Source organism: Microvirga arsenatis, assembly GCF_009910705.1.
Lineage (GTDB): Bacteria > Pseudomonadota > Alphaproteobacteria > Rhizobiales > Beijerinckiaceae > Microvirga > Microvirga arsenatis.
Genome location: NZ_JAAAXJ010000006.1, coordinates 122241 through 148275, shown reverse-complemented (window position 1 = coordinate 148275; position 26035 = coordinate 122241). Strand labels below are relative to the sequence as shown.

General features: G+C 64.7%; 25 protein-coding genes. 7 read left to right on the top strand and 18 right to left on the bottom strand.

The genetic code is table 11. The features are described 5' to 3' along the window. Positions 1-12 precede the first annotated feature (12 nt). Positions 13-1926, top strand: a complete 1914-nt coding sequence (locus tag GR303_RS13515) for a nitric oxide reductase activation protein NorD (RefSeq protein ID WP_161722770.1) — start codon at positions 13-15, stop codon at positions 1924-1926. A gap of 189 nt (positions 1927-2115) precedes the next feature. On the opposite strand, the gene GR303_RS13510 is transcribed toward GR303_RS13515, so the two are convergent. Genes GR303_RS13510 through GR303_RS13475 form a run of 8 tightly spaced genes read right to left on the bottom strand, consistent with a single transcriptional unit; the run spans position 2116 to position 8254 of the window. Beyond that, the gene (locus tag GR303_RS13510; protein WP_201752044.1) at positions 2116-3381 is read right to left on the bottom strand and encodes a molybdopterin molybdotransferase MoeA; all 1266 of its coding nucleotides are present in this window, start codon (positions 3379-3381) and stop codon (positions 2116-2118) included. Continuing rightward, on the bottom strand, positions 3378-3914 hold the full coding sequence (locus GR303_RS13505) for a DUF4142 domain-containing protein (protein WP_161722769.1): 537 nt from the start codon (positions 3912-3914) through the stop codon (positions 3378-3380). Before GR303_RS13505 ends, GR303_RS13510 begins: the two co-directional genes overlap by 4 nt. Before the next feature lie 4 nt (positions 3915-3918). Next, positions 3919-4536, bottom strand: coding sequence for a NapC/NirT family cytochrome c (locus tag GR303_RS13500; protein WP_161722768.1), 618 nt, complete (start codon positions 4534-4536; stop codon positions 3919-3921). Continuing rightward, complete coding sequence (locus GR303_RS13495) at positions 4536-5009, bottom strand: nitrate reductase cytochrome c-type subunit (RefSeq protein ID WP_161722767.1); 474 nt, start codon at positions 5007-5009, stop codon at positions 4536-4538. The genes GR303_RS13500 and GR303_RS13495 overlap by 1 nt, the downstream gene beginning before the upstream one ends. Then, positions 5006-7525 (bottom strand): periplasmic nitrate reductase subunit alpha, encoded by a 2520-nt coding sequence (gene napA, locus GR303_RS13490; RefSeq protein WP_161722766.1) that lies wholly within the window; start codon positions 7523-7525, stop codon positions 5006-5008. The genes GR303_RS13495 and napA overlap by 4 nt, the downstream gene beginning before the upstream one ends. Positions 7526-7529: 4 nt before the next feature. Further along, a complete protein-coding gene (locus GR303_RS13485) occupies positions 7530-7787 on the bottom strand; it encodes a chaperone NapD (RefSeq protein ID WP_161722765.1) in 258 nt (85 codons plus the stop codon). Next, positions 7784-8077: a 4Fe-4S dicluster domain-containing protein gene (locus GR303_RS13480; RefSeq protein WP_161722764.1), complete on the bottom strand. Its 294-nt coding sequence runs from the start codon at positions 8075-8077 to the stop codon at positions 7784-7786. Before GR303_RS13480 ends, GR303_RS13485 begins: the two co-directional genes overlap by 4 nt. A gap of 12 nt (positions 8078-8089) precedes the next feature. After that, positions 8090-8254: a periplasmic nitrate reductase, NapE protein gene (locus GR303_RS13475; protein WP_161722763.1), complete on the bottom strand. Its 165-nt coding sequence runs from the start codon at positions 8252-8254 to the stop codon at positions 8090-8092. A gap of 667 nt (positions 8255-8921) precedes the next feature. On the opposite strand from GR303_RS13475, the gene GR303_RS13470 reads away from it, so the two are divergent. Beyond that, entirely contained in the window at positions 8922-9203 is a 282-nt protein-coding gene (locus tag GR303_RS13470) for a (2Fe-2S)-binding protein (protein ID WP_425487103.1), read from the top strand. Between the two features lie 93 nt (positions 9204-9296). Here the strand turns inward: GR303_RS13470 and GR303_RS13465 are convergent, their stop codons facing one another. The 5 genes from GR303_RS13465 to GR303_RS13445 all read right to left on the bottom strand — a co-directional run bounded on the left by GR303_RS13465 (position 9297) and on the right by GR303_RS13445 (position 12370). Continuing rightward, a complete protein-coding gene (locus tag GR303_RS13465) occupies positions 9297-10022 on the bottom strand; it encodes a LuxR C-terminal-related transcriptional regulator (protein WP_161722761.1) in 726 nt (241 codons plus the stop codon). Positions 10023-10079: 57 nt separating this feature from the next. Beyond that, positions 10080-10424, bottom strand: a complete 345-nt coding sequence (locus GR303_RS13460) for a DUF1236 domain-containing protein (RefSeq protein ID WP_161722760.1) — start codon at positions 10422-10424, stop codon at positions 10080-10082. 101 nt (positions 10425-10525) lie between these two features. Then, complete coding sequence (locus GR303_RS13455; protein ID WP_161722759.1) at positions 10526-11281, bottom strand: anti-sigma factor family protein; 756 nt, start codon at positions 11279-11281, stop codon at positions 10526-10528. Between the two features lie 30 nt (positions 11282-11311). Next, the gene (locus tag GR303_RS13450) at positions 11312-11803 is read right to left on the bottom strand and encodes an RNA polymerase sigma factor (protein ID WP_161722758.1); all 492 of its coding nucleotides are present in this window, start codon (positions 11801-11803) and stop codon (positions 11312-11314) included. A gap of 159 nt (positions 11804-11962) precedes the next feature. Next, a complete protein-coding gene (locus GR303_RS13445) occupies positions 11963-12370 on the bottom strand; it encodes a DUF1236 domain-containing protein (RefSeq protein WP_161722757.1) in 408 nt (135 codons plus the stop codon). Positions 12371-13604: 1234 nt separating this feature from the next. Between GR303_RS13445 and GR303_RS13440 the strand changes: the two genes are divergently transcribed. Then, on the top strand, positions 13605-14774 hold the full coding sequence (locus GR303_RS13440) for a S8 family serine peptidase (RefSeq protein WP_161722756.1): 1170 nt from the start codon (positions 13605-13607) through the stop codon (positions 14772-14774). Between the two features lie 66 nt (positions 14775-14840). Here the strand turns inward: GR303_RS13440 and lpdA are convergent, their stop codons facing one another. From lpdA to GR303_RS13415, 5 genes are all read right to left on the bottom strand, one after another. Continuing rightward, positions 14841-16235, bottom strand: coding sequence for a dihydrolipoyl dehydrogenase (gene lpdA / locus GR303_RS13435; protein WP_161722755.1), 1395 nt, complete (start codon positions 16233-16235; stop codon positions 14841-14843). A 5-nt stretch (positions 16236-16240) separates the two neighbouring features. Next, entirely contained in the window at positions 16241-17569 is a 1329-nt protein-coding gene (locus GR303_RS13430) for a dihydrolipoamide acetyltransferase family protein (protein ID WP_161722754.1), read from the bottom strand. A 1-nt stretch (position 17570) separates the two neighbouring features. Beyond that, on the bottom strand, positions 17571-18584 hold the full coding sequence (locus GR303_RS13425) for an alpha-ketoacid dehydrogenase subunit beta (protein ID WP_161722753.1): 1014 nt from the start codon (positions 18582-18584) through the stop codon (positions 17571-17573). Between the two features lie 3 nt (positions 18585-18587). Continuing rightward, positions 18588-19820, bottom strand: coding sequence for a 3-methyl-2-oxobutanoate dehydrogenase (2-methylpropanoyl-transferring) subunit alpha (locus GR303_RS13420; protein WP_161722752.1), 1233 nt, complete (start codon positions 19818-19820; stop codon positions 18588-18590). A 175-nt stretch (positions 19821-19995) separates the two neighbouring features. Next, positions 19996-20631 carry an FCD domain-containing protein gene (locus tag GR303_RS13415; RefSeq protein ID WP_161747582.1) on the bottom strand — a complete coding sequence of 212 codons (636 nt, stop codon included), beginning with the start codon at positions 20629-20631 and terminating at the stop codon, positions 19996-19998. 203 nt (positions 20632-20834) lie between these two features. Here GR303_RS13415 and GR303_RS13410 point away from each other — a divergent pair, with 203 nt between their 5' ends. The 4 genes from GR303_RS13410 (at position 20835) to GR303_RS13395 (ending at position 25415) form a co-directional block, all read left to right on the top strand. Then, positions 20835-21830, top strand: a complete 996-nt coding sequence (locus tag GR303_RS13410; RefSeq protein ID WP_161722750.1) for a sialic acid TRAP transporter substrate-binding protein SiaP — start codon at positions 20835-20837, stop codon at positions 21828-21830. A 68-nt stretch (positions 21831-21898) separates the two neighbouring features. Continuing rightward, complete coding sequence (locus tag GR303_RS13405) at positions 21899-22510, top strand: TRAP transporter small permease (RefSeq protein WP_161722749.1); 612 nt, start codon at positions 21899-21901, stop codon at positions 22508-22510. A gap of 14 nt (positions 22511-22524) precedes the next feature. Next, positions 22525-23880 (top strand): TRAP transporter large permease, encoded by a 1356-nt coding sequence (locus GR303_RS13400; protein ID WP_161722748.1) that lies wholly within the window; start codon positions 22525-22527, stop codon positions 23878-23880. A 17-nt stretch (positions 23881-23897) separates the two neighbouring features. Continuing rightward, positions 23898-25415: a UxaA family hydrolase gene (locus GR303_RS13395; RefSeq protein WP_161722747.1), complete on the top strand. Its 1518-nt coding sequence runs from the start codon at positions 23898-23900 to the stop codon at positions 25413-25415. The last annotated feature ends 620 nt before the right edge of the window (positions 25416-26035 follow it).

Here is a 26035-nt window from a genome sequence, read left to right as displayed (position 1 = left end):
GGGAGACACGCCATGCTCGACTTCCTGGAACTCGAGGAAACGGTCGGCCAGTTCTGGCATCGGCTCGTGGGGCGCGCGGTCACCTACCCGCGCCACCCGGAGCATGGCGTGGAGCTCGATGAGATGCGCGCCTCGCTCGCGGTGTTCTTCCGCGGGCTCGGCGGCGAGGCCGGCGTGCAGCTGGCCGGCACTGCGGCCCGCGTCTCGCCGCACCGCCTGAACTTCCTGCATCGGATCGGTGTCGCCGAGGAGCGGCTGGAGCAGCCGGGCCGGGACACTGCCACCCTCTTCCTGCCGCCGCGGATCGAGCTGTTTCCACAGCAGGCCCTGAACCGTTCCCTCTACCTGTGGCTTGCCGCCTATTTCGCCTATGTGCCGACGAGCCCGATCGCGGAAGCCGACCCGCTGCGCCGCGATCTCCTGTTGCTCAGGCGCATCCGGGAGACGGTCGCCACCGTGCTTGCTGAATGTCCCGGACTAGCCGGCACCTACGACGAACTCTGCGCCGCCATGCGCGCCGTTCGTCCACAGCGCCCGCTGCCGCGGGAGGAGAACAGGATCGAGCATATCGTCCTCTCGCTTCTCGGCGAGCGCTCTGCGTCGCCGCCTGCCCTGTGGGACGTGGCGGATATGGATGTCCTTCTGCCCGCGCGGGCTCCTGCGGGCTACCAGCCCTTCCTGCCCGTGCCGCTCTGGGGCGACACCTGGGCGCGCGAAGGCATCGGGGCCGGGCGCAACAGCGACGAGCCGGCAGGACCGAGCCATTTGGCGGCCTCCGATACGCGCAAGCGCTTCGCGGCGCGGCGCGAAGCGGACCAGACCCAGCGCAGCGACCCGTTCATCCTCAACCGCTTCGAGAAGATTCTCGCCATGGCGGAGATGGTCAACGTCAACCGTCCCTCGGACGATGACGAGGATGGGAACGCCGAGAAGGCCCTGGACGAGATGGAGGAGATCCCGCTCTCCAAGCATAAGGGCAAGCCCGCCACCAAGCTGAAATTCGACCTCGACCTGCCGCCCGAGGCTGTCGATACCGCGAGCCTGACGGCCGACCTGACCTATCCGGAGTGGGATTATACCCGCAAGGCCTATCTGCCGAGCCATTGCCGCGTGCTCGCAGCCCGCGCCTCCGATGAAGGCGAGACGTGGGAAGCCGACGACGAGGCGCGCCGCCGCATCCGCCGTGTGCGTCGCCAGTTCGAGGCCCTGAGGCCCAAGCACGAGATCCTGCGCGCCCAGCCCGACGGCGAGGAACTCGACATCGATGCGCTGGTGCGCGCCCGCAGCGATCTTCTGTCCGGCGGATGCGGCTCCGACCGCGTTCACCTCGCCAGCAGGCGCCAGGCGCACGACCTTGCCGTGACGCTCCTCGTCGACGTCTCCCTTTCCACCGATGCGTGGGTGGACAACAGGCGCGTGCTCGATGTGGAGAAGGAGGCGCTGATGGTGCTCGCGCACGGCCTGGAGGCCTGCGGCGACTCCCACTCGATCCTGACCTTCACCTCGCGCCGTCGCTCCTGGGTGCGTGTCGAGACGGTGAAGGACTTTGACGAACCTCTGAGCCAGACGGTCGTGCGCCGCATCTCGGCGCTGAAGCCCGGCTACTATACCCGCATCGGCGCAGGCATCCGCCACGCGACGGCGAAACTCGCCGAGCGCCCCAACCGGCAGCGGCTCCTGCTCGTGCTCACCGACGGAAAGCCGAACGATATCGACTATTACGAGGGGCGCTTCGGCATCGAGGACACGCGCCGCGCCGTCGTCGAGGCGCATCGCGCAGGCATCACCGTCTTCGGCGTCACCGTGGATCAGGAGGCACAATCCTACTTTCCCACCCTCTTCGGCCGCGGCGGCTATGCCATCGTGAGCCAGGTGGCGAAACTGCCTACGGCCCTGCCCGCGATCTATCGCCATCTCGTCCGCTGACATCGCGCAGAGCATCCCTTGCAGACAGCGGCCCCGAGGCGACACGGGCCGCTGTCGTTTTACGTCTCAGGTTAAGGATGAGCCTGTGGACTGCTCGTGCTGAACCGGGGCCGCTGCGCTCGAGAAGCACCCACCGAAAGCCAAGGCGAGCGAGACGGTGCGGATCGACTTCGGGGTGGGCGGATCGGGCTAGACCGAGAAGCCGTCGCGGAACGGGTGGAACAGAACCATGTCGCCCTCGCGGACCGGAGCGTGCAGGGGCTCGATCCGCACAAGTCCATCCGCCATGGCCAGCGGCTTGAGCCGGGCCGATCCGCCGCGCCCGAGGATTTCGACGGCCAGTCCGCTGCCTGTGCTGAGAATGCGCGCCGGTGCGAACTCAGTGCGCCCGAGCCGCCGCTCGAAGACATGAGCCAGCGGCAGGTGCATGCCCGAGCTGGGCTTCGGGCTGCGCCCTTCGAGAGCCGCCATGACGGCGTGTCCGAGAAGCAGCCAGGACACGAGGGCTGCGACGGGATTGCCCGGAAGGCCCAGATAGATCGAGGCGCCGATCGTTCCGACGACGGCAGGCTTTCCGGGCTTGAGCGCAATCTTGAGGGCTTCGCCCCGGCCTCCCGCCTCGATCAGAGCGGCCAGCGAGTGGTCCTCGTCTCCCACCGACACCCCGCCCGTGGTGAGAATGAGGTCGCAGCGGGACGCGAGATCGCGGAGGGTCTGCGCGATCAGGCGCGGATCGTCTCGGATGATACCGGCATCCACCACATCCGCGCCGGCCTGCAAGGCCAGCGCCATGATCATGGGACGGTTCGAATCGAAGAGCGATGCTTCCGGCAGGCTCTCTCCCTGCGCGCGCAGTTCGCTGCCCGTGGAAACGACCCCGATCCTCACCTTGCGGCGGACCGGCACGAACGTCTGGCCTTGAGCGGCGAGCAGGGCCACGTGGCGCGCATCGATGCGCTCTCCCGGCTGCAGCAGGACCTCGCCCGGAGTCACATCCTCGCCGCGGCGGCGAATGTTGTCGCCCGGGCGCACCATGCGCGTCAGGACGATCCGGTTGCCGTCGCGGATCACGTTCTCCTGCATGACGACGGCATCGACGCCGCGCGGGATCTTCGCACCCGTCAGGATCCTGAGGGCGCTTCCGGGCGGGAGAGGCCTCTCTTCGTCGCCGGCAGCCATCCGCCCCGCAACCTTGAGGGAAATGCCTGACACCAGCCCGTCGCCTGCGGCAACCGCATAGCCGTCCATGGCCGACTGATCGAAGGGCGGGAGCGGAAGAACGGACCGCACAGTCAGCGCCAGCGTCCGCCCGACGGCCGCGACGATGGGAAGCTCCTCATGGCCTTGCAGGGGCGAGGCATAGGCTGCTGCGCGCGCGCAAGCCTCCTCGATGGAGGTCAAGCCCTCGTGGGAGCAGGTGTCGATGCATACCTGATGGCTGGCGGCACCGCTCAAGGCCTTACGGTCTCCCACATCTTCTGTGCACCGCCGCGGCGCTGCTCCAGGTCGGGCAGAACCTGATCGGCGAAAGCCTTGATCGCCTGGTGCGGGCTCTGGCTCGCCGCCCGATAGATCCCGATCTCCTGGTCGAGGGCCTGAAGCTGGATTTCGGCGTAGCGCCGGCTCAGCGCGAGATAGTCGAGCGGTTCCATGTTCTCGATGATGACCTGATGCTCGAATTCCTTGACGGAGGGAAGCGGCAGGTTGCGTTCCCGTGCGAACGCTTCGATCCGCTTCAGCAGATCCTGACGGAACCCGGTCTGTGCCGCCGCATAGCTCTTGACCTCCGGCCGCGTCTCCCGGGAGGACGCCAGCGTGGCCGCCTGGCCTTGAAGGGTCGCGGAGCTGTAGGCCAGCCGGACGAACTCCTCCGGTTCGATGACCCGAGCCGGCGCGGGTGCATTGGCGCTGCCCTGCCCCTGCGCCCAGACCGCGGGAGCGGCTGCGGCAAGGAGGAGCGCCGTGAGAAGGGGCTTAAAAACCTTCATGAGCTTACTGCCATCCTGGAACGCCCGACATGTTGGGCAGGCGGTGCGCGATGCCCTTGTGGCAATCGATGCAGGTTTTCTCGCTCGTGAACAGGAAGCGCTCGTGCGCCGAGGCTGCGCGCGGGTTCTGCTTCGTCAGGTCCATCGATTCCGAGCTGTGGCAGTTGCGGCATTCGAGCGAGTCGTTCGCCTTCATGCGCTCCCACTCGCGCTCGGCCAGGTGCTTGCGCATGGACAGGAACTTCTCGCGCGTGTCGATGGAGCCGAAGATGTGTCCCCAGACCTCCTTCGACGCCTGCATCTTGCGGGCGATCTTGTCCGTCCAGTTGTGCGGCACGTGGCAATCGGGGCATGTGGCCCGAACGCCAGACCGGTTCGTGAAGTGGATCGTGCCCTTCAGCTCCTCGAAGACATTGGCCTCCATCTCGTGGCAGCTGACGCAGAACTGCTCGGTGTTCGTTGCCTCCAGGGCGGTGTTGAAGGCTCCCCAGAAGGCGACACCGGCCACGAAACCGCCCAAGGTCAGGAAGGCGAGGCTCAGATAGACAGGAGGCTTCAAGGCGGTCCGGATCAGGGAGTTGCCCCGGAACCACCCCCAGGCGCGCGCGATTCCGGCCGCCATCAGTGCCTCCCCCGCTGCGGCTGTCGCTCAGGCTCGGCCAAGGCGTCCATATCCGTGAAGATGTTTTCCACGAGGGGCTTCGCATCGGTCTGCGGCACATGGCAGGCGACGCAGACGTAACGTCGCGGTGCCAGGCCGCCGAGGGTATTGCCGACGCGGTCCTGATAATGCGTGATGCTGATCATCGGAGCCTGGCTTTCCTGAGTGAACTTGCGCGCATGGCAGGACATGCACTTGTTCGCGTTCAGGTCGACGGCATAGCCCTCGATGGAATGCGGGATCACCGGAGGCTGGTCGGGATAGTTGCGGCGCACCCGCACGTCGTTCGTGACCTGCCGCTGCATGGGCGGGGCCGGCGTTTCCTTCGTGAACGGTTCCGGGCCGCGCAGGCGCGGCGCATCCTGCGCGAAGATCGCCCCTGCTGCCAGGAACGGCACGATGCCGACCAAGCATGCGAAGATGCCGCGTCTCATTGCTGACCTCCTGCATCGGCCATCGCCGCCGCGACGACTTTGACGGCACATTTCTTGAAATCGGTCTGCTTCGAGATCGGGTCCGTCGCGTCGAGCGTGACCTTGTTGATGAGCTGGCTGGCGTCGAAGAACGGCACGAAGATCAGGCCCGGCGGCACCTTGTTGCGTCCGCGGATCTCGATGCGGCTGCGGATCTCGCCGCGCCGCGAGACCACCCTCACCTCCTGCCCCCTCCGGAGACCGCGTTTGGCCGCATCGTCCGGGTGCATGAAGACCACGGCGCCGGAGAACGCCTTGTAGAGCTCCGGAACGCGCAGGGTCATGGAGCCGGAATGCCAGTGCTCGAGAACGCGCCCTGTCACGAGCCAGAGATCGTACTCGGCATCTGGGGCCTCCGCCGGCGGCTCATAGGGCGCGCCGACGATGTTGGCCTTCTTGTCGGGGTTGCCGTAGAACTGCCACCCGCTGCCCTTCTCCACGTAAGGGTCGTGGCCCTCACGGTAGCGCCAGCGCGTCTCCTGCCCGTTCACCACAGGCCAGCGCAGGCCGCGCACCTGATGGTAGGTGTCGAAGGGCGCGTAATCGTGCCCGTGACCGGCGCCGAAGCGGGAGAATTCCTCGAACAGGCCCTTCTGGACGTAAAAGCCGTACTCCTTCGATTCCCGATTCTCGTAAGCGGGGTCGATCTCCGAGAGCGGAAACTTGTCCACGTTGCCGTTTCTGAAGAGAACATCGAAGAGGCTCTTGCCCTTGTAGTCGGGATGGGTATTCAGGATCTCGGCCGGCCAGACCTCGTCGGTGGTGAAGCGCTTGGAGAATTCCATCAGCTGCCAGAGGTCGGAGCGCGCTTCGCCAGGAGCGTTGACGAGCTGGTGCCAGAAGTGGGTGCGCCGCTCCGCATTGCCGTAGGCGCCTTCCTTCTCCACCCACATGGCCGCCGGCAGGATCAGGTCCGCTGCCATCGCGGTGACCGTCGGATAGGCATCGGAGACCACCACGAAATTGGCAGGGTTGCGGTAGCCGGGATAGGTCTCGTTGTTGGTGTTGGGCGCCGTCTGGAGGTTGTTGTTGACCATGATCCAGTAGGCGTTGAGCTTGCCGTCCTTCAGCATGCGGTCCTGCTGCACCGCGTGATATCCGACCTTGCCGGGGAGCAGCCCGTGAGGCAGCTTCCAGATTTCCTCCGCATGCTTGCGGTGCTCCGGGTTCGCCACCTGCATGTCGGCCGGCAGGCGATGGCTGAACGTGCCGACCTCGCGGGCCGTGCCGCAGGCCGAGGGCTGCCCGGTGAGCGAGAAGGGCGAGTTGCCGGGCTCGGATATCTTTCCCGTGAGCAGGTGCAGGTTGTAGACCATGTGGTTGGCCCAAACCCCGCGGACGTGCTGGTTGAAGCCCATGGTCCAAAGCGACATCACCTTGGTCTTCGGGTCGGCATAGATGCGCGCCAACGCCTCGAGCTGCTCCTTGGGCACACCCGATAGCTCCGAGGCCTTCTCGACCGTGTACTGGCTCACGAGCTTCGCATATTCCTCGAAGCTCGCTGCATGGGATACCTGCGCGTCGTTGGCATGCTGCGCCCGCTGCTCCAGTACGTGGTCGGGCCGCAGGCCGTAGCCGATATCCGTGTTGGCCAAGCGGAAGTTGCAGTGCCTTTGCACGAACTCGCGGTTCACCGCGCCATTCTGGATGATGTAGTTCGCGATGTAGTTCAGGATGGCGAGATCCGAATTCGGCTTGAAGATCACGGACATGTCGGACAGATCCGTCGTCCGGTGCTCATAGGTCGAGAGCGTCGCGATCTTCACGTGCGGGTGGCTCAAGCGGCGGTCGGTGACCCGCGTCCACAGGATCGGATGCATCTCGGCCATGTTCGAACCCCAGAGCACGAAGGCATCCGCATGCTCGAAATCGTCATAGCAGCCCATCGGCTCGTCCATGCCGAAGGTGCGGATGAAGGTTACGGCCGCCGAGGCCATGCAGTGGCGGGCATTGGGATCGAGGTTGTTGGAGCGGAAGCCGGCCCGCATCAGCTTCGATGCGGCATATCCCTCCCACATGGTCCACTGGCCCGAGCCGAACATGCCGATGGCCTCGGGGCCCTTCTCCTTGAGCACGCGCTTCCACTGCTTCGCCATCTCGTCGAAGGCACGGTCCCAGGACACGGGCTGAAATTCGCCGTCCTTGGCGAACTGCCCGTTCTTCATGCGCAGCAGGGGCTGGGTCAGGCGATCCTTGCCGTACATGATCTTCGACAGGAAGTAGCCCTTGACGCAGTTGAGGCCGCGGTTGACCTCGGCCTGCATGTCGCCATGGGTGGCGACCACGCGCCCGTCCTTCACTGCCACCATGACGCCGCAGCCCGTGCCGCAGAAGCGGCAGGGAGCCTTCGACCACTGGAGCTGGATGTCCTCGCCGGTAGGGACGTTCTGGGCATTGACTGGGAGCGCGACGTTCGCAGCCGCAGCCGCGGCCGCTGCGGCCTGGGTTTTGAGAAGGGTGCGGCGCGTGAGGTCCATGAGTTTACTCCCGCTCTTGAACAGGCTCGAAATGGTGGAAGACAAGGGTTGCGGCGAGAACGCCGTCGTGAAGCTGAATCGCGTTGATGCGCTCGACGACCTGGGCTTCGGTCTCGGTTTCCAGGGTGACGATCAGCTTGCCGGCGTCGGCGCCCCCGTGGAGTTCGGCGCCCTCAATGGAGGCGAGGCTTTCCACGATGGCCGGAACTCGATCGGGGCGGCTGTGAACCACGAGGCTCGAAATGTGGAATTCACGGCTCATGACACGCTCTCGGGAAAAGACAGCTGGACGGCATCGGCGGGACAGGCCGCGGAGCAGTCCCCGCAGCCGGTGCAGTCTGCGGCCTCGACGCGCGGACGGGCACCGCCCAGGACGAGTTCGAAGCGCACGGCTCCCGTCGGGCAGGCATCCCGACAGCTCATGCAGGCAATTCCCTGGAGGGCGAAACAAGATGAGCCGATCACGGCAACCGGCGGCTCACTGGCTCCAGGCTCCTGAACGAACCGCCCGAACAGGAATTGACGGCGTTGGGCATCCACGACCTCCGTCATCGGATCCGCTCCTCAGACCGGACCGGGGGGACCGGTGAACAGATAGTACATCCAGACGAGAAAGCCCCAGCCAGCGACCACGCCGACAGCAATGAAAGGCCAGATCAGGACTGCGAGGATGAGAAAGGTGAGCGCTTCACGCTTCTTCTGGCCGGTTTCGCTTATTTCAGACCGCATTCTAGAATGTTCCGACGTGAGCGGATGACTGAGGCAAGACTTGAGGTCCGATGCTGGTTTCACGCTTCCGTGAAGGTTCACAACAGCTCTCAATGCTACAAGCTTACGCAAGCTCCTGCCGGATAGATGATTTCGTCAGGCGACCCGGCACAACAGGGAGTTTTGCGCGGCATCATCTGGCAACAACATCGGCAAGTCTCCCTTGCACCTCATCTGTAGGGTTTCGAGCCATGGCTGGATACTCAGGAGAATTCCTAAGGGTTTCCCCTGAGTGGAACCCTGTCCGCCAGACAAAGCGAGGGCGCAGTTAGTCTTCCTCCATGATCCAGTTTGAGCGGGGTCAAAGAGACCGCTCGCCGGATCGGTATGGTCTCGATCAGTCGCGGGAGCATCCTGTTCCCGGCGCCTGCAAAGGTCCGCTTGATGTGCCCCGTCTCCGCATTCTCCTCACCGCCTCAGGCTGGCAAGACGGGCATTGTCCTCCGGATCGTCCCTTGCCGCTCCGGCGACGGCGGGCGTCGGAACGCTGGCCTGATCCGGGCGCCGGCCTCAACACCGTGGTGGCATCCGCCCTGGCGGCTGGTTTCTCCGTAGAATTCCGGAATAGCCGGAGCACCCTCGTTGGATCAGCCTTGATGAAGAACCTGAACGGGAGCCCATCTTGATCGTGTGCTCATGCAACGTCTTCTCGGACGGCGAGGTGCGAAACTGCCTCAATCCCGGGCCGGACTGCCCTCGCACGCCTGCACAGGTGTATCGGAGCCTCGGCTGCGGGGCGCAATGCGGGCGCTGCGCCACGACGATCCGCTCCATCATGGACAGGACTCTGGCTCAGAAGCATGCCTGCTCGGAGGATTGCGGAGGGAATTGCCCGCTGACGCAGCAGGCCAACATGAACGAGCCTCCGGCGCGCCAAAGATGGCAACGCCGTTCCCTTGGGTGGAGGTAGGGCATAGGAACCGCCTGCCAGCATAAGCTTTCGGGACCCGAGAACCGGGCTGGCAGGCTTCAGGCCGCGACGTTCCCGTGGGTCCTTACATACTCAAGGGTTCGTGGTCTCTTCGGGGAGGATGTGCCGCGTGGCCCACAGGGCCGCCTGCGTGCGATTGCATGCGCCGATCTTCTTCAGAATGGCCTTGACGTGAACCTTCACCGTTGCTTCGGAGAGATTGAGCCTGCGAGCGATCACCTTGTTGGGCGCCCCCTCCCTGATGCAGTTCAGGATCTGGGCCTCCCTCTGGGAGAGCTTCCGATGGTCCTGGCCTGCGCGCTCCATGATGCTTGTGACCCGCGCCTCCTGGATTTTGCTGTCCTCCGACATCTTGAGGATGACCTCGGACGGCAGGACGACCTCCCCGAGCATCACCAATTCCAGGGACTTGATCAGAACGTCATGCTGGGAGGATGACAGGCAGAAACCATCGACTCCGGCCTCCCTGGCCGACAACACGGCATCGGGCTTGAAGTGGTCTGCCAGGATGACGATCCTCGCGCCGGGGAAGCGCATCTTGAGGCAGGAGATTAGATTTGCGGGTTCAAGGGCGCTGTCGTTCCCATCGACAATGAAGAGAAGGGATACGCTGTCAAGGATCTCCGGCACCTGAGACGGGTTCCGGATCGCCTCGTGCCACACGGCAAAGTCCGTTCCTGAAAGGATGCGCTCCAATCCAAGGTGCATCAGGGAGCTGGTGCATAGGGGGACGACGAGGAACGGCTTGCCGCCGAAGGCGACATCGTGCCGGGATCCGGCTGCTTTCTGCAACAACATGAATGTCCTGCCTTCTCAAGCCGGATCGTGGCTTCCGCGATCCGGAGCCTTAAGGCTTCATCGAATGATGTAGACGATTTTGCGGGACGCGGCGTCGACAATGACGCGATGTCCGTTGACTACGGCATAGCGGTAGGTTTCGTGCTTCGGGATCGGATGAAGGGCTATGGTCTCCGGCAGGGCCTCCCCGATGGCCGCGCTGTGCGTGAGCCGTGTCGTTGCAACAGCCTCCTGCCGCGGTGATAGGTCGACTGCCAAGCTGCGCGCAGCTTCCAATACGGCGGATTGCTGGGACGCCACTGGAGGGGAGTTCGCCTGATCGGTGGCATTGGGCGCCGTCGTGGGCGTGGCGACGGTTCCCGCTGAAAAGACGAGGAAAGCCAGGTGATACGCGGCTCGCATGCTAACCCTCTATCACTAGCCATGATGAGGGGAGAACGGATCGCCTCACCCGTTTATTCCAGCAATAATGGAAAAATCGTTCTCAAGCCTCCCAGCGAAGCTCAGGAGGACGTCTCGGCAAGCGCCTCGGCTTCGGCCCCATCCACCAAAGGCTCTCCGGCGCCGATGCCTTGTAGATAGGCTGCCATGGGATCATCTCCGGAACTGGGGACGTAACCAGCATCACCAGCCGCTTTGGCAAGCGCAAAGGTGACAATCCAGTCCTGCCTGCGGCACGCCACGGCCTCTGCCGTGCCGGACGCTGCATGAAGCCTGAACTCCCGGCACAGGGACCCGTCCGCAACGCGGTAAGTGGAGATCACGCGCATGCGCCCGGCGGCAACCTGAAGTTCCTGTCCCGAGCCAACACGACTCAACCCCGCCCGGATGTCGGGATTCTCCAGCTGCGCAATGACGCCGCTGACCTCGGTATCCATCTGTCGCCCCGCGAAATAACCCAGGCCAAGGCTGACGGCAGCAACGGAGGCCGCCAGAGCGATGGCAGTCGACGGATATCCCCAGCGCGATCTTTCGGCGACGACGGAACGCGGACCAGCCGCCGGCGCTCTGTTTCCTTTTCCCTCATACGCTTCGATCCGGGCCAGAACCGCTGCGTGCAGCTCAGGCGGGACATCGGCAGCAAGCGCGCTGGAAAAGGCCGAACGCGTGAGGCGACGGCTTTGCTGGAAATCCAGGATACGCCTTGCGACGCCAGGATCTTCCGCCATCGCCCTTGCCACTGCGGTGGCAACCGGCTCGTCGAGCTCGCCATCCGCAAAGGCCATCAGGATCTCGTCGCTGAGATGCAGCTGCGACATGGGTCCACCTCCGGCATCATTCTGCAGCGCTCAGGCGGCTGCGGTCATTTCCACAAGGCGCTTGCGGGCGCGCGCAAGGCGGCTCATCACCGTCCCAACCGGCACATTCAGGATCTCGGCGGCTTCCCTGTACGAGAGATCCTCGCCGCAGACGAGGACGAGCACCTCGCGCTGCTCCTGAGGGAGGGCGTCGATGGCCTTCTGGACCTTGGACAGGACCAGGCGACTGAAGATCGGGTCCTCGCCTGCATCGCCGATCAGCTGCGTCTGCGTCGTCACATCTTCCGTCATGCCTTCAGCTCTTGTCCGTCTCAGGTGGTCGATCCAGTGATTGTGGAGAATGCGGAGCATCCATGCATCGAACCGACTTCCCGGCGCCCAGCTGTCCGCACGGGCCAGGGCCCGCTCGCACGCCCCCTGAACGAGATCGTCCGCAAGGGTCTGCGAGCGGCAGAGCACCAAAGCAAAGCGCCTCAGGCGTGGCAGAAGAGCCACCAGTTCCTGTCCTATGGCTGCCGGCATTCCTGCTCCGCAAGGCCTGATGGATTGATAACGGAGAAGCTAGTCGATTTATTCCATGCTCAAGAGGAGGTTCGCCTGCCCCCTGCTCCGTTTCGAGCTCCTGCAGACACGAAAAGGGCGGCCCGAAGGCCGCCCTCCCGATAGAGAAATTCGGATTCCTTAGCGGATGACCTGCACGATCTTGCGGGAGCCGGGCTCGACAAGGACGGGGGTGTTGTTCACGACCGTGTAGCGATAGCCCTTGACCTTGTACTCGGCAGGAACCTCATAGAAGGTCACGCCGGATTCCGGGAGAACCGCACCCACGCGCACCTCTTCCTTATAGGTGTAGGAAGGAACCTTCTGCGTGGTGACATACTGGCGGAACTCCGGCTGCTGCTGATCGGCGATGCCGCCGACGATGGCGCCCGTCACGCCACCCACGGCCGCACCGACCGGGCCGCCGACAATCGCGCCGCCCACGGCACCCGTGGCCGCGCCGGCGGCAGCGCCGCCCGACTGAGCGAAGGCCGCTGCGGGGGCAAGGGAGGCCAGAACGACGCTGGCAAGCAGGATCTTCTTCGACATGGTCTTGACTCCTCATTACAACGTTCGGGCGGAACACCCGGCCTCCCAACAACGCGCCTCCCTAAGAGTAGTTTCCGCGAAATCTGACTCTTTCGCGCTCCTGCGCAGCATTGAAATCAATATGAATGAAAGCTGAACGAGTTTTATTAGAAATATTCATCCAAGCAGCGGGCTCTTATTTGCTTGCGCGCCGCTCCGCGGACCCATTTTACCCATAGAGACGCGCAAGTCGTCATTTCCGATGCATGGGCTTTGTGGTATCTATACGCAGACCGGCATGACAGCGTTGCTCAGAAACCATCCTCATGCCTTGGCCGTTATGTTTTATTGACCATATCGACCAGCCGCCTGCGGACTCGACACGGGTGCCGGCCGCAGGCCACGAAGGGCAAGCTCGATGGCATCGAAACAACGCCCATTCCTTATTGCAGCCTCGTGCGTTGCCCTCACTCTCCCCCTCGGCCTTCGCCTCGACCTGGAATGGAACAGCCAGCTTGTGCTGACATCCTCGCCTGCTGCGGCCAAGGAGGCAGACGGAGGCGGCAAAGGCGACGGCAGGGGAGAGGGTAACGGCAATGCCGGGAACGGCGCGGGCAGTGGCAATGCCGGCAGCCCGGGCAATGGAGGAGGCAACGGGAACTCCGGCAGCGCTGCAGGCCCTGGCGGCGGCGCCAGTGCAGGAAACAACAGCGGCAACGCAGGAGGCAGTTCTGCTGGAGGCCGCGGGGACGGCCCGGGTGCCGGCAGCCCGAACAACGGCAACGGCAATGCCGGATCCAGCAACGGGAACGCATCGGGACAGGGCAGCGCATCCGGTCCCGGGCGATCGCCGGACAACGGGAGAGATTCGGCTCCAGGCCGCTCCAGGGGCTCGGACGCAAGTCACTCCCCGGCGAGCCACGGCCGAGCCTCGGGCCAGGGCGCCGGTCATTCCCGGAAGGGGTCGCAAGCCTCTCCTGCCGCCGCTCCCGGAGCCCTACCCGGATTTCTCGAACACCTGTTCCACGGCCTTCGCCCCGCGGCGCCGCTGCCGGCGAGCATTCCCGAGAAAGCGGCAGTTCGCCAGAACGCCGCCCAGGCCAAACCTTCGCCTTCGACCCCTCGGGCAAGAGCGGTCGAGAACGAGCGCAACCGTCACGACAAGGACAGAGACAGGGGCAGGGAACGGGCCGATGCGGGCCAGAGGGAGCGCGCACGAAGCCGGATCGAGGCGTCCGTCGCAGAGCCTAGGCCAGTGCCCCGCGACAGCCATGCCGCGGCCGAACCATCCCTGCCCAAGCCGGTTCGCGCGCAGCGCTCGATCGTGGCGGCGGGTCTCACTTCCGGAAACCTTGCACGCCTCAAGGCACAAGGCTTTCAAGCCCAGGCCGCAACCAAAGGCACCCTGGCGAGCGTGGTCCGGCTCGTCCCTCCGCGAGGCATGTCGCTCGCTCAGGCCAAGCGCAGGGTCCAAACGGTGGATGCAGGCGCCGCAGCCGATTTCGATCACTTCTACTACACGGACGAAGGCCCAGGCTGCACCGGGCCGGGCTGCGAGGCGGTGTCCCTGGTGGGATGGAATCTGCCCGCCTCCAGGCAATGCGGCCCGGCTCCCACAATCGGCCTGATCGACACCGGCATCGACCGCGAGCACGAGGCTCTTCGGGGGCAGGAGATCGAGGTCGTGCCGACGATCCGAAAGCCCGGCAGCTCCTCGCAGCGGGATCACGGCACCGCCGTGGCCGCGCTCCTCGTCGGCAGGGGCGGCAGCAGCAACCCGGGCCTGCTGCCCGGCGCGCGTCTCCTTACGGTGGACGCCTTCTACCGGGATCGCGGAACGGCGGACCGAACGGACGTGACGATGCTGGTGACGGCGCTGGAGGCACTGGCCGAACGGAACGTGCGCGTGGTGAACATGAGCCTGTCCGGTCCGCCCAACGAGGTGCTGAAGAAAGCCATTCAATCCGCTCAGGACAAGGGGATGATCATCATCGCTGCGGCGGGCAACAACGGGGCGGGAGCCGAGCCCTCCTACCCGGCCGGCTATCCGGGCGTGGTTGCCGTCACGGCCGTCGACCGGCGTCTCGGGGTCTATCCCAGGGCAACCCAGGGCGATTACATCGACATGGCCGCCCCCGGAGTGGAACTGTGGGTCGCCGCCCCGGGCGGAGGCGGCACGACGAAGAGCGGCACATCATACGCAGTGCCGTTCGTCTCCGCCGCGGCAGCGGTCCTGCAGGCGTCGGACCCGAAGTTAAACTCCGCACGCCTGCAGGCTATGCTCGAAAGCGGCACGCGCGATCTCGGGCAACCCGGACGCGACAAGACCTATGGAGCCGGTCTCCTGCAGGCGGCCCATCTGTGCACGCCCGAGGAGACCCCAATCGCGCAATCCGCTGCGGAGGCGAAGGTCGAAGGACCCTGAGAGGTTGCCCTCTTTCATCGCGCTCCTGCAGGCGCCCGATCGCGCGCAAGCCTCGGACAGCCTGCATCAGATGTGGAGTTCGCGGCCCAAAGTCTTGAGAGCGGCTTCCTGGAAGGCCTCGCCTTGCGTGGGATGAGAATGGATGGTTCCGGCAATGTCCTCGATGCGGGCGCCCATCTCGAGGGCGAGACCGAAAGCTGCGGAGAGCTCCGATACGCCCTGCCCGACCGCATGGATGCCCAACACCAGATGATTGTCGGCCCGCGCCACCACGCGCACGAAGCCCTCCTCCCCGAGCTTCGTCATGGCCCGGCCATTGGCCGAGAAGGGGAAATGCCCGATGCGCACCTCGCCCATCTTCTGGGCCTCCTCCGGCGTCAGGCCGACGGCAACGATCTCGGGGTCGGTGAAGCACACCGCAGGAATGGCGCGCTTGTCCCAGACGCGCCGGTGGCCGGCCACGATCTCGGCGACCATCTCGCCCTGCGCCATGGCCCGATGGGCCAGCATGGGCTCGCCCGTCACGTCGCCGATGGCATAGATCCCGCGCATCGAGGTCTGGCACCGCTCATCGATACGAATGAAGGGACCATCCATATCGAGGACCAGTTCCTCCATGCCCCAGCCCTGCGTCACCGGCCTGCGGCCGACCGTGACCAGAATCCTGTCGGCGGCCAGAGAAACCTCCGACCCGCTCTCGGTCTCGACCAGCAGCGTGCCGCCGGCTTTTGCCAACCCCTTGGCCTTCGCCCGGGTCATGACCTCGATACCGAGGGCCTGCAGCTTCTTGAGGACCGGCCGCGTCAGCTCGGCATCGTATTGCGGCAGGATGCGGGCCTGTGCCTCCACGACCGTGACCTTCGCGCCCATCTTGGCGAAGGCCGTGCCGAGTTCCAGGCCGATATAGCCGCCGCCGACCACCGCGAGCCGCTCCGGAATCTCCGTCAGGCTCAGAGCCTCCGTCGAGGAAATGACGGAGCCCCCGAACGGCAGGTTCGGCAGCTCGACAGGCGCCGATCCGGTGGCGATGACAACGTTCTCGGCGCGGATGACCTGCCGCCCGGTTTCCGTCTCCACCTCGACCGTCTTGCCGTCGCGGAAGCGGGCATGGCCGTTCACCACCTTGACCTTGGCCCGCTTGAGCAGGCTGGAGACGCCCGTGTTCAGGCGGCCGACGATGGTATCCTTCCACGCGATGGTTTGCGACAGGTCGATCTCGGGCTTCGCCGTGCGGATGCCGAGCCCGTTGCGGCCGGAGGCGAGATGCACGATCCTGTCGTATTCCTCGGCCGCATGGATGAGCGCCTTCGAAGGAATGCATCCGACATTGAGGCAGGTTCCGCCGGGCTTCTTCGCCTCGACGATGACCGTATCGATTCCGAGCTGGCCGGCGCGGATGGCGCAGACATAGCCTCCGGGGCCGGCTCCGATCACGAGGAGCTTGCAGGAAATGTCCTTCATCGGATTCACGACTCCACAAAGATCATCGCAGGCGTTTCGAGCAGGGTCTTGATGCGCTGCACGAACACGGCCGCATCCCAGCCGTCGATGATGCGATGATCGAAGCTGGATGAGAGGTTCATCATCTTGCGGGGGATGAAGGTCGATCCGTCCCAGACCGGCCGCACCATGATCTTGTTGACGCCGACGATGGCAACCTCCGGGTGGTTGATCACCGGCGTCGTGACGATGCCGCCCATGGCACCCAGGGACGTGATCGTGATGGTCGATCCGGTCAAATCCTCTCGCGTGGCCAAGCCCGCCTTCGCTGCATCCGCCAGGCGGTTGAGTTCCGCTGCGCAGCTCCACAGGTCGCGCGCCTCCGCATGCTTGACGACCGGCACCATGAGACCGGCGGCGGTCTGCGTCGCGATCCCGATGTGAACGCCGCCGTGCTGGTGGACGACTCCGGCTTCATCGTCATAGATCGCGTTCAACTGCGGCTGCTCGGCGATGGCCTTCACCATGGCGCGCATCAGGAACGGCAGCAGCGTCAGCTTCGGCCTGTCGGCCCGCTTGGTGGCGTTGAGCGACGACCGAAGCTCCTCGAGCGCCGTGACATCGACCTCTTCCACATAGGTGATGTGCGGGATGCGCGACTTGGCGACCGCCATCTTTTCCGCGATCTTGCGGCGCAGTCCAATGACCTTGACGTGCTCGACCGCCGTGTTCGGGGCGAGCCCCGGCGCCTGCACCGCCTGTCGACCGTGGGTCAGGAACGCATCCAGATCCTCATGGGTGATGCGGCCGGCGGGGCCGGTGCCAGGTACCTGCCGGAGGTCGATGCCTGCCTCGCGGGCCCTCAGCCGCACGGCGGGCGAAGCAATCGGCCGCTCGCCCTCGGAGCGCGGCACGGGCGGACGGTGCATCCTCGCGGGAGGTGCCTTCGGCGTCTCGACCGGCCGGGACGGGGCGCTTTCCGCCTGTCGCTCGACGATGGCCTCCGAGGTCTTCACAGCTCCGTCCGCCTGGGCTTCGATCGCTTCGGCACGCTGGGGAGCCCTTTTCGCCTCGCCCTTCGGAATCTCATCCGAGGAGCCGGCGCCGTCCTCGCCACCGACCTTCAGGCGGATCAGGGGCGATCCGATGGCGACCACGTCGCCGATCTCGGCGCCGAGCCATACGACCTCGCCATCGACAGGGGACGGGATCTCGACGGTCGCCTTGTCGGTCATGACCGCGGCCAGAACCGTATCCTCGCGCACGAGGTCTCCGACCTTCACGTGCCACTCGACGAGTTCGGCCTCGGCAATGCCTTCGCCGACATCGGGCATCTTGATCAGGTGCTCGCCCATGTCAGGCCTCCATCGTCTCGACCAGGGCGCGGCCGACGCGGGCCGGCCCCGGGAAGTAATCCCATTCCTGCGCATGCGGATAGGGCGTGTCCCATCCCGTGACCCGAGCCACCGGCGCCTCCAAGTGGAAGAAGCAGTTTTCCTGGACAAGGGCGGCGAGTTCCGCGCCGAAGCCCGACGTGAGGGTTGCCTCATGCACGACCACGCAGCGCCCGGTTTTCCGCACGGATGCGGCAATCGTTTCCAGATCCAGCGGAATGAGGGTGCGCAGATCGATGATTTCCGCATCGATGCCGGTCTCGGCTGCCGCCGCCTGGGCGACATAGACCATCGTGCCGTAGGCGAGGACGGTCATGGCTGCCCCCTCGCGCACGACCGATGCCTTGCCGAGTGGCAGGGTGAAGTGACCGCTCGGCACTTCGCTCAGTTCATGCTTGGACCAGGGTGTGACGGGACGGTCGTGATGGCCGTCGAAGGGACCGTTGTAGAGGCGCTTCGGCTCCAGGAAGATCACCGGGTCCGGATCCTCGATGGCCGCGATCAGGAGTCCCTTGGCATCATAGGGGTTCGACGGCACCACCGTCTTCAACCCGGCCACGTGGGTGAACAGGGCCTCCGGGCTCTGGCTGTGGGTCTGCCCCCCGAAGATGCCGCCGCCGGTCGGCATCCTGATGACGATGGGGCAGGTGAACTCGCCGTTCGAGCGGTAGCGCAGCCTGGCAGCCTCGGACACGATCTGGTCGTAGGCCGGGTACATGTAATCGGCGAACTGGATCTCGATGCAAGGGTGAAGGCCGTAGGCCGCCATGCCGATGGCGGTTCCCACGATGCCGGACTCGCTGATGGGGGCATCGAAGCAACGTGTCTTGCCGTATTTCTGCTGCAGGCCCGCCGTGCAGCGGAACACGCCGCCGAAATAGCCGACATCCTCGCCGAACACGACCACGCGCTCGTCGCGCGCCATCATCACGTCCATGGCGTCCCGGATGGCTTCGATCATCGTCATGCGCGGCATGGCTCAGACCCCCGCCTGCTGGCGCTGCCGGCGCAGATGCGGCGGCATTTCGGCATAGACTCCGTCGAACATGTCGCGAGCGGAGGGCTTGCCGCCCGCATGCAGCGTGCCGTAGCTCTCCGCCTCCTTCTGGGCGGCGATCACCGTGTCGAGAATTTCAGCCTCCGCCTGTTTGTGCCGCTCCTCGGACCAGGCGCCCCGCGCGATCAGGTGGTTCTTCAGGCGGATGATCGGATCGCCGAGGGGCCAGGCGTCGGATTCCGTCTTGGGGCGGTAGGCCGAGGGATCGTCGGAGGTCGAATGCGCTCCGGCCCTGTAGGTCACGTACTCGACGAGCGTCGGTCCGAGGTTGCGGCGCGCGCGCTCGATGGCCCATTTCGCAACCGCATAGACGGCGAGGTAATCGTTGCCGTCCACCCGCAGGGACGGAATGCCGAAGCCAAGCCCGCGCGCGGCGAACGTGCCCGAGCCGCCGCGGGCAATGCCCTGGAAGGTGGAGATCGCCCATTGATTGTTGACGATGTTGAGCACCACCGGCGCCTTGTAGGTCGATGCAAAGACCAGGGCCGCGTGAAAGTCGGACTCCGCCGTCGAGCCGTCGCCGATCCAGGCGGCCGCAATCTTGCTGTCCTTGCTGATCGCCGACGCCATCGCCCAGCCCACCGCCTGAACGTATTGCGTGGCGAGGTTGCCCGAGATCGTGAAGAAGCCGTGCTCCTTGGATGAGTACATGACGGGCAGCTGGCGCCCTTTGAGCGGATCGCGCGAATTGGAATAGACCTGGCACATCATGTCGACCATGGAATATCCACCGGCAATCAGCAGACCGGCCTGCCGATAGGTCGGGAAATTCATGTCGCCGGGCGAGAGCGCCTTGCGGAAGGCGCAGCTGATCGCCTCCTCGCCGAGGTGCTGCATGTAGAAGGACGTCTTGCCCTGGCGCTGCGCGATCAGCATGCGCGCATCGAAGGTGCGCAGCGTCATCATGTGGCGCATGCCCTCGATGAGTTCCTCGTCGCTCAGGAGCCCGGACCAGGGCCCCACCGCCTCGCCCGCGCGGTTGAGGACGCGGATGATCGAGAAGGCGAGGTCGCGGATGGATTCCGGATCCACGTCGACCTCGGGCCTGGGAACGGCCCCGGCCTTCGGGATTTTCACATTCGAGAAGTCGGGGGTTCCTCCGGGGCGCACGGCTGGTTCGGGGACATGAAGTGTCAGCGGTCCGTAAGCAGTCATGATCGTTTGTTCTCCTGCCCCTATGATCTAGGGACGAAACACCGTCAGGCCATAGGCCAAGCTGCTACAGGATCGCCGGCGCCGCGTCAGCCGGTGCGGCTCCCGACAGGACGGGAACAGGGTATTCCGCAGGTGCTTTTCCACCTCTTTTAGGAGGTCCCCCGGCCCGCGCCGCTCAGGAATCGACGAAGGCGTCCTCGTGCTCGGCCGAGAACCGCCCCAGTTCGTCCATGACCGCTTCCAGGTGAGCCTCCATGGCCCTGCGCGCCGCTCCCGGATCTCGACCCTCGATCGCACGGAAGATCTCCAGATGCTCGGAGAGGGTGACGGCATGGCGACGGGGCGAGGAGAGGAGCCGGCGCACCCGGTCGATGTTGGCGCGCGAGGCATCGATCACGGCAGCGACCCGGGGCAGGCCCAATCCCTCGACCAGGAGGGTGTGGAAATCGAGGTCCAGGGCATAGAAGCCCGGCCGGTCCCCCCGGGAGACGGCCGCCTCCTGCTCCGCGAGGTTGCGGCGAAGCGCCTCAAGGGCGTCTGTCGGCAGCAACTCGGCAGCCTTCTCCGCCACCATGCCTTCCAGAGCCTGGCGGATCAGCATGGATTCCCTGATCTCGGGCAAGCGGATGCGCGCAGCCCGGCTGCCGCGCTGGGGCAGGATCTCCACGAGGCCCTCTGCCGCCAGGCGGCCCAGCGCCTCGGATACCGGGAAGCGGGACACCCCCAGCGCCGTGCAGACGGCACCCTTATCGATGAATTCGCCGGGCTCAAAATCGAGGGCAACGATGGCGGACCGGAGGGATCGCTCCACCTGCTCGGTCGTGTTCCCCCGTGCGCCCCGCTCCAGGGGGGCGAGGAATGGATATCTTTTTCTCTTGTCGAGCGCTTCCATTTGCCTAACATGTTAGTTGATCCGACGGGCTGGCGCCACCGGCTTGTCGCGCTCTTGAGCGGGCGGAGGCTCGCTGCACCACGCAACCGGCCAGAGAGCCGGGCTTTCTCGGAGGAACGCCTATGCCATCCCTGACACGCCGCCTTGCCTTCGGCCTTATCGCTGCCGCAGCCGCCACGCTTCCCGCCTTCCCCGCCAGTGCCCAGACGAAGCTGAAGTGGGCGCATGTGTACGAGACTTCCGAACCTTATCACAAGTGGGCGCTTTGGGCCGGCGAGGAGCTCAAGAAGCGGACCAACGGCAAGTACGCCATCGAAGTGTTCCCGGCCTCCTCCCTGGGCAAGGAAAGCGACATCAACGAGGGCCTCTCCCTCGGAACCGTCGACATCATCTATACCGGCCAGCTCTTCGCCGGCCGCGCTCACGGTCCGCTCGCCATCGGCGGCGCGCCCTACATGTTCCGCGACTTCGGCCACTGGAATGCCTTCCGCAAGTCGGACCTCTTCAGGGAGCTCGGCCAGGGATACGAGAAGAAGACGGGTCACCGGGTGGTGAGCCTCACCTATTACGGCGAGCGCCACGTGACCGCCAACAGGGACATCACCAAGCCCGAGGACATGAAAGGGCTGAAGATCCGGGTGCCGGATGCTCCGCTCTACACCATGTTCCCCAGATCCGTCGGCGCCAACCCCACGCCGATCGCCTTTGCGGAAGTCTATCTCGCCCTCTCGCAGGGAGTGGTCGACGCCCAGGAGAACCCTCTCGTCACGATTCAGGCCAAGAAGTTCCACGAGGTCCAGAAGAACATCGTGCTCACCGGCCATATCACCGATGCCCTGCTGACCATCGTGTCCGGCGGCACGATGAAGCGCCTGTCGGCGGACGAGCAGAAGGTTCTGAGCGAAGTCCTGCAGGAGGCGGCCGACAAGTGCACGGACGATATCGCGAAGATGGAGAAGGAACTGGTCGAGTGGTTCAAGGGCCAGGGCAAGAACGTCGTGACCGTCGACCGCACGCCTTTCCGGGAAGCGGTGGTGAAGGCGCACATGGGTCCGGACGCAACTTGGGACAAGGCGGTCTACGATCGTCTGCAATCGGTCAAGGCAGCCACGAACTGATGCATGCCTGAGACCCTCTCCCCGGATGGGGAGAGGGTCTTCCGTCAATGCGCAAAAAGCGAGAGCGAATGTCCGTCATGCATAACACCCAGGCTCCTGCCCTGAGGCCAGGGACAGATCATGCCACCGGCTCGGAGGACCTCCAGCAGGAAATGGATGTCTTGTTCGAGCAATGGCAGGAGGAGGAGGCCAAGGTCGATCTCTCCGATCTGCGCTGGACGGATGCTCTTGTCTTCGCGATCTTCTGGATCCTGTTCGGCGTCGTCTTCCTGCAGTTCTTCACCCGCTATGTTCTGAACAACTCGCTCGGCTGGACGGAGGAGATCGCCCGCTATCTCCTGATCCTCGTCACCTTCGTCGGATCGATCACGGCCATGCGCAAGGGCTCGCACATCGCCGTGGAGGCTCTTCTCGTCTACCTGCCGCGGGAGGCCAGGCACTGGACCCTCGTCGCCGTAGACGGACTCGTTGCGCTCTTCTGCGGGGCCATGGCCTGGTATGCCTATCAGCTGGGCGCCCTGGCCCCAGGCTACATGGTCTCCATCGATATCCCGAAAGGCTACATGTACTGGGCCGTGGCTGGGGCTCTCGCAGGCATCACCGTTCATGCGACCTTGCGCTTCCTGCGACGCCTGCGGCGTCAGGAGGACGATGCGCCTCATGGCCTCACCATCGACTGATTGCGGAGACCTTCATGCTCATTACCCTGATGCTTGTCGCGCTCCTGATCATGATCGTGATCGGCGTACCGATTGCAGTTGCGCTCGCCGGCTCCTCGCTGCTCTTTCTTCTCGCCGGCAACCTGACGGGAGAGGTCACGACGCCGGTCATCACCGTCATCCATCGCATGGTGAACGGCGTCGACTCCTTTCCTCTGCTTGCCGTGCCGTTCTTCATCATGGCCGGCAACCTGATGAACTCCGCCGGGATCACCAAGCAGATCTACGATTTCGCCGTCGCCGCCGTCGGCTGGCTGAGGGGCGGCCTCGGGCACGTGAACGTGGCAGGATCCGTGATCTTCGCGGGAATGTCGGGAACGGCAGTGGCGGATGCGGGAGGCCTCGGCACGATCGAGATCAAAGCCATGCGCGATCATGGCTATGACACGAAATTCGCCGTGGGCCTGACGGCGGCCTCCTCGACGATCGGGCCGATCATTCCCCCTTCCCTGCCTCTGGTCATCTACGGCGTCGTCGCCAACGCCTCGATCAACGCCCTCTTCGTTGCCGGCATCATTCCGGGCCTGATCATGGCGCTCTTCATGTCCGCCACGGTGGCGCTCTATGCTCACCGGTACGGGATCGGCCGCGATGCGCGCTTCGAACTCGGCCGCCTTGGGCGCTCGTTCCTCAATGCGTTCCTTCCTCTCCTCACACCTGCGATCATCATCGGCGGCATGAGCTTCGGCCTGTTCACGCCGACGGAAGCGGCGGTTTTTGCCTGCGCTTACGCGCTCCTGCTCTCCACCGTGATCCACCGAACCTTCAACCTGGTTCTCGCAGCCCGCGGGCAGCGGCCGCGCTACTCCGTGCTGAGCCTGCGCCAGTTCGTGCGGGTGACCATGGATACGATCGAGACCACCGCCGTCGTCCTTCTCATCGTGGCGGGCGCTTCGATCTTCGGCTGGGTGCTCACCACCACCCGCACCACGGATGCCTTGGGCGAATGGATCATCGCCTATGCGGCCGATCCGATCACCTTCCTGATCCTGGTCAACGTGTTCCTCCTGATCGTCGGCTGCTTCATGGAAACCATTGCGGCCATCACGATCCTGACCCCCGTGCTGCTGCCGGTGGCCCTGAAGCTCGGGATCGATCCGGTGCATTTCGGCCTCATCATGGTGCTGAACCTGATGATCGGGCTCCTGACGCCACCGGTCGGCATGGTGCTCTATGTGCTGACCCGGGTGGCCAAGATCTCGTTCGAGGACTGCATGAGGGCCTGTGCCCCCTGGCTGGTCCCGCTCCTCATCGTCCTCGGGATCATCACCTTCATCCCGCAGACTGTCCTGTGGCTGCCGCAGTTCCTCAAGGAACTCGGCTATCTCTAAGAAGAACAAGAATGACCATGAACACACCTCGCACCATCCGCCTTTCCCCCGATGATAACGTGGTCATCGCCATCGATCTCGTCAGCCAGGGGGCGAATGCCGCCGGATTGACGGCCCGCGAGCGCATCCTGCGCGGCCATAAGATGGCCATCGAGCCCATCCGGGAGGGGGAGCCGATCCGGAAGTTCGGTCAGATCATCGGCTTCGCCAAAGCCCACATCGCTCCCGGCGAGTGGGTGCACGAGCACAATGTCGGCCTGCACGACTTCGAGCGCGATTACGCATTCTGCGCCGAGGCAAGGGACGACGACCTGCTTCCGCCCGAACTGCGCGCGACCTTCCAGGGCTATCGGCGCGCTTCGGGCAAGACGGGCACCCGGAACTACATCGGCATTCTCACCTCCGTGAACTGCTCGGCCTCCGTGGCCCGGTTCGCCGCGGCGGAGGTGGAGCGCTCCGGCATCCTGCTTCAATACCCCAACATCGACGGCATCGTCGCCATCGTGCACGGGACCGGCTGCGGCCATGCAGCCTATGGCGAGGGGTTCGACATTCTGCGCCGGACGCAGTGGGGCTATGCAAGCCATCCGAACTTCGCAGGCGTGATCATGGTGGGCCTCGGCTGCGAGGTGTTTCAGATCGGGCGCATGAAGCAGGAATACGGCCTGACCGAAACGGAAACGTTCCGTACCCTGACGATCCAGGAAACCGGAGGGACCCGGCGGACGGTGCAGGCGATCGTCGATGCGGTGAAGGACATGCTGCCGATCGCCGCGAAGACGCAGCGCGAGACCCGACCCGCGTCGGAACTGGTGCTGGCGCTGCAATGCGGCGGCTCCGACGGCTATTCCGGTCTCACCGCGAACCCGGCTCTGGGCGTGGCCTCCGATCTGCTCGTCCGCCACGGCGGCACCTCCATCCTGTCCGAGACGCCCGAGATCTACGGTGCGGAACACCTGCTCACGAGGCGCGCCGCAACCCGGGAGATCGGGGAAAAGCTCGTCTCGCGCATCCGGTGGTGGGAGGCATACACCGCCCGCAACGGTGGCGAGATGAACAACAATCCATCCCCCGGCAACAAGGCGGGCGGCCTCACGACGATTCTCGAAAAATCCCTCGGCGCTTCAGCCAAGGGCGGGCGCTCCACCTTGAGAGCCGTCTACGAGTATGCCGAACCGGTCAAGGAGCATGGCTTCGTCTATATGGACACACCAGGCTACGACCCTGTCGCAGCAACGGGGCAGGTGGCCGGCGGCGCCAACCTGATCGCCTTCACCACCGGACGCGGGTCCGCTTTCGGCTGCAAGCCGGCCCCCTCCCTCAAGCTGGCGACCAACTCGGACATCTACCGGCGCATGATCGACGACATGGACATCAATTGCGGCGATATCCTCGACGGCACTTCTCTGGAGGATAAGGGCGAGGAGATATTCCAGACCCTTCTTCGCGTCGCATCGGGCGAGCACACGAAGTCCGAACAGCTGGGCTACGGCGATCTGGAATTCGTCCCCTGGCAGGTGGGAGCAGTCATGTGAGGAGCGGCCATGGCCGCTCTTGGATTGCCATCTTGCCGCAGGGGAATATGGTTAACCTCCTGTTAACCATATCTGGCTGATGATGCCCGAGTTGATCCAGCCAAGGATCAACACTCTCCCAAAAGCAAGCGGGGCACGGATGTACTGTCTCGCTTTGCTTTGGGATGCAGTGCCAGGGGCACGCCACCTCCCTCACATGTTTCCTTTACAGGCTCCGCGGGCGCTCTCTTAAACGGAAGTGAATCGGCCTGCTCGACTCACTCAGGTTTCGGAGACGGGACTGCGCCGGCATGTTCCAGCGGCGCACATCATGGATTCCGGGGCGCCTTCGGTCGTCGATGCGGCGCGAAAAGACGAAAATCTTACTTTGAAGCTCTTTCAAAGAGGCGAATTCAGCATCCTTCTCAAGGGCGTAGCGGCTGTTTTAGAAAGCCTCTGATTTTCATCTAACCTCTTGATAAAGCTTATCTCTTTCCGATATCCAGTCCTCATCGTCCGCAGGATCGCACTCTGCCACGGGCCGGTATGGCCGCCGAGGGATTCCGCGATCGCGACGTCCTTTTCGAAGTCTCTTGGTCAGGCTGCCTTCGCGGCCACCCGCAACCACGAGGGAGGAGTTC

Excerpts from the sequence above, each read along its gene's own strand:
- GR303_RS13455 (WP_161722759.1), bottom strand. The coding sequence starts at position 11,281 with ATGTCGCAGCTGCATCTCAGCGACGAGATCCTGATGGCCTTTGCGGAT.
- GR303_RS13505 (WP_161722769.1), bottom strand. The coding sequence starts at position 3,914 with ATGAAGGTTTTTAAGCCCCTTCTCACGGCGCTCCTCCTTGCCGCAGCC.
- GR303_RS13400 (WP_161722748.1), top strand. The coding sequence starts at position 22,525 with ATGCTCATTACCCTGATGCTTGTCGCGCTCCTGATCATGATCGTGATC.
- GR303_RS13420 (WP_161722752.1), bottom strand. The coding sequence starts at position 19,820 with ATGACTGCTTACGGACCGCTGACACTTCATGTCCCCGAACCAGCCGTG.
- GR303_RS13460 (WP_161722760.1), bottom strand. The coding sequence starts at position 10,424 with ATGCGAGCCGCGTATCACCTGGCTTTCCTCGTCTTTTCAGCGGGAACC.
- GR303_RS13430 (WP_161722754.1), bottom strand. The coding sequence starts at position 17,569 with ATGGGCGAGCACCTGATCAAGATGCCCGATGTCGGCGAAGGCATTGCC.
- GR303_RS13485 (WP_161722765.1), bottom strand. The coding sequence starts at position 7,787 with ATGAGCCGTGAATTCCACATTTCGAGCCTCGTGGTTCACAGCCGCCCC.
- GR303_RS13410 (WP_161722750.1), top strand. The coding sequence starts at position 20,835 with ATGCCATCCCTGACACGCCGCCTTGCCTTCGGCCTTATCGCTGCCGCA.
- GR303_RS13500 (WP_161722768.1), bottom strand. The coding sequence starts at position 4,536 with ATGGCGGCCGGAATCGCGCGCGCCTGGGGGTGGTTCCGGGGCAACTCC.
- GR303_RS13450 (WP_161722758.1), bottom strand. The coding sequence starts at position 11,803 with ATGCCGGCAGCCATAGGACAGGAACTGGTGGCTCTTCTGCCACGCCTG.
- GR303_RS13425 (WP_161722753.1), bottom strand. The coding sequence starts at position 18,584 with ATGCCGCGCATGACGATGATCGAAGCCATCCGGGACGCCATGGACGTG.
- lpdA (WP_161722755.1), bottom strand. The coding sequence starts at position 16,235 with ATGAAGGACATTTCCTGCAAGCTCCTCGTGATCGGAGCCGGCCCCGGA.
- GR303_RS13515 (WP_161722770.1), top strand. The coding sequence starts at position 13 with ATGCTCGACTTCCTGGAACTCGAGGAAACGGTCGGCCAGTTCTGGCAT.
- GR303_RS13405 (WP_161722749.1), top strand. The coding sequence starts at position 21,899 with ATGTCCGTCATGCATAACACCCAGGCTCCTGCCCTGAGGCCAGGGACA.
- GR303_RS13495 (WP_161722767.1), bottom strand. The coding sequence starts at position 5,009 with ATGAGACGCGGCATCTTCGCATGCTTGGTCGGCATCGTGCCGTTCCTG.
- GR303_RS13480 (WP_161722764.1), bottom strand. The coding sequence starts at position 8,077 with ATGACGGAGGTCGTGGATGCCCAACGCCGTCAATTCCTGTTCGGGCGG.
- napA (WP_161722766.1), bottom strand. The coding sequence starts at position 7,525 with ATGGACCTCACGCGCCGCACCCTTCTCAAAACCCAGGCCGCAGCGGCC.
- GR303_RS13445 (WP_161722757.1), bottom strand. The coding sequence starts at position 12,370 with ATGTCGAAGAAGATCCTGCTTGCCAGCGTCGTTCTGGCCTCCCTTGCC.
- GR303_RS13395 (WP_161722747.1), top strand. The coding sequence starts at position 23,898 with ATGAACACACCTCGCACCATCCGCCTTTCCCCCGATGATAACGTGGTC.
- GR303_RS13475 (WP_161722763.1), bottom strand. The coding sequence starts at position 8,254 with ATGCGGTCTGAAATAAGCGAAACCGGCCAGAAGAAGCGTGAAGCGCTC.
- GR303_RS13465 (WP_161722761.1), bottom strand. The coding sequence starts at position 10,022 with ATGTTGTTGCAGAAAGCAGCCGGATCCCGGCACGATGTCGCCTTCGGC.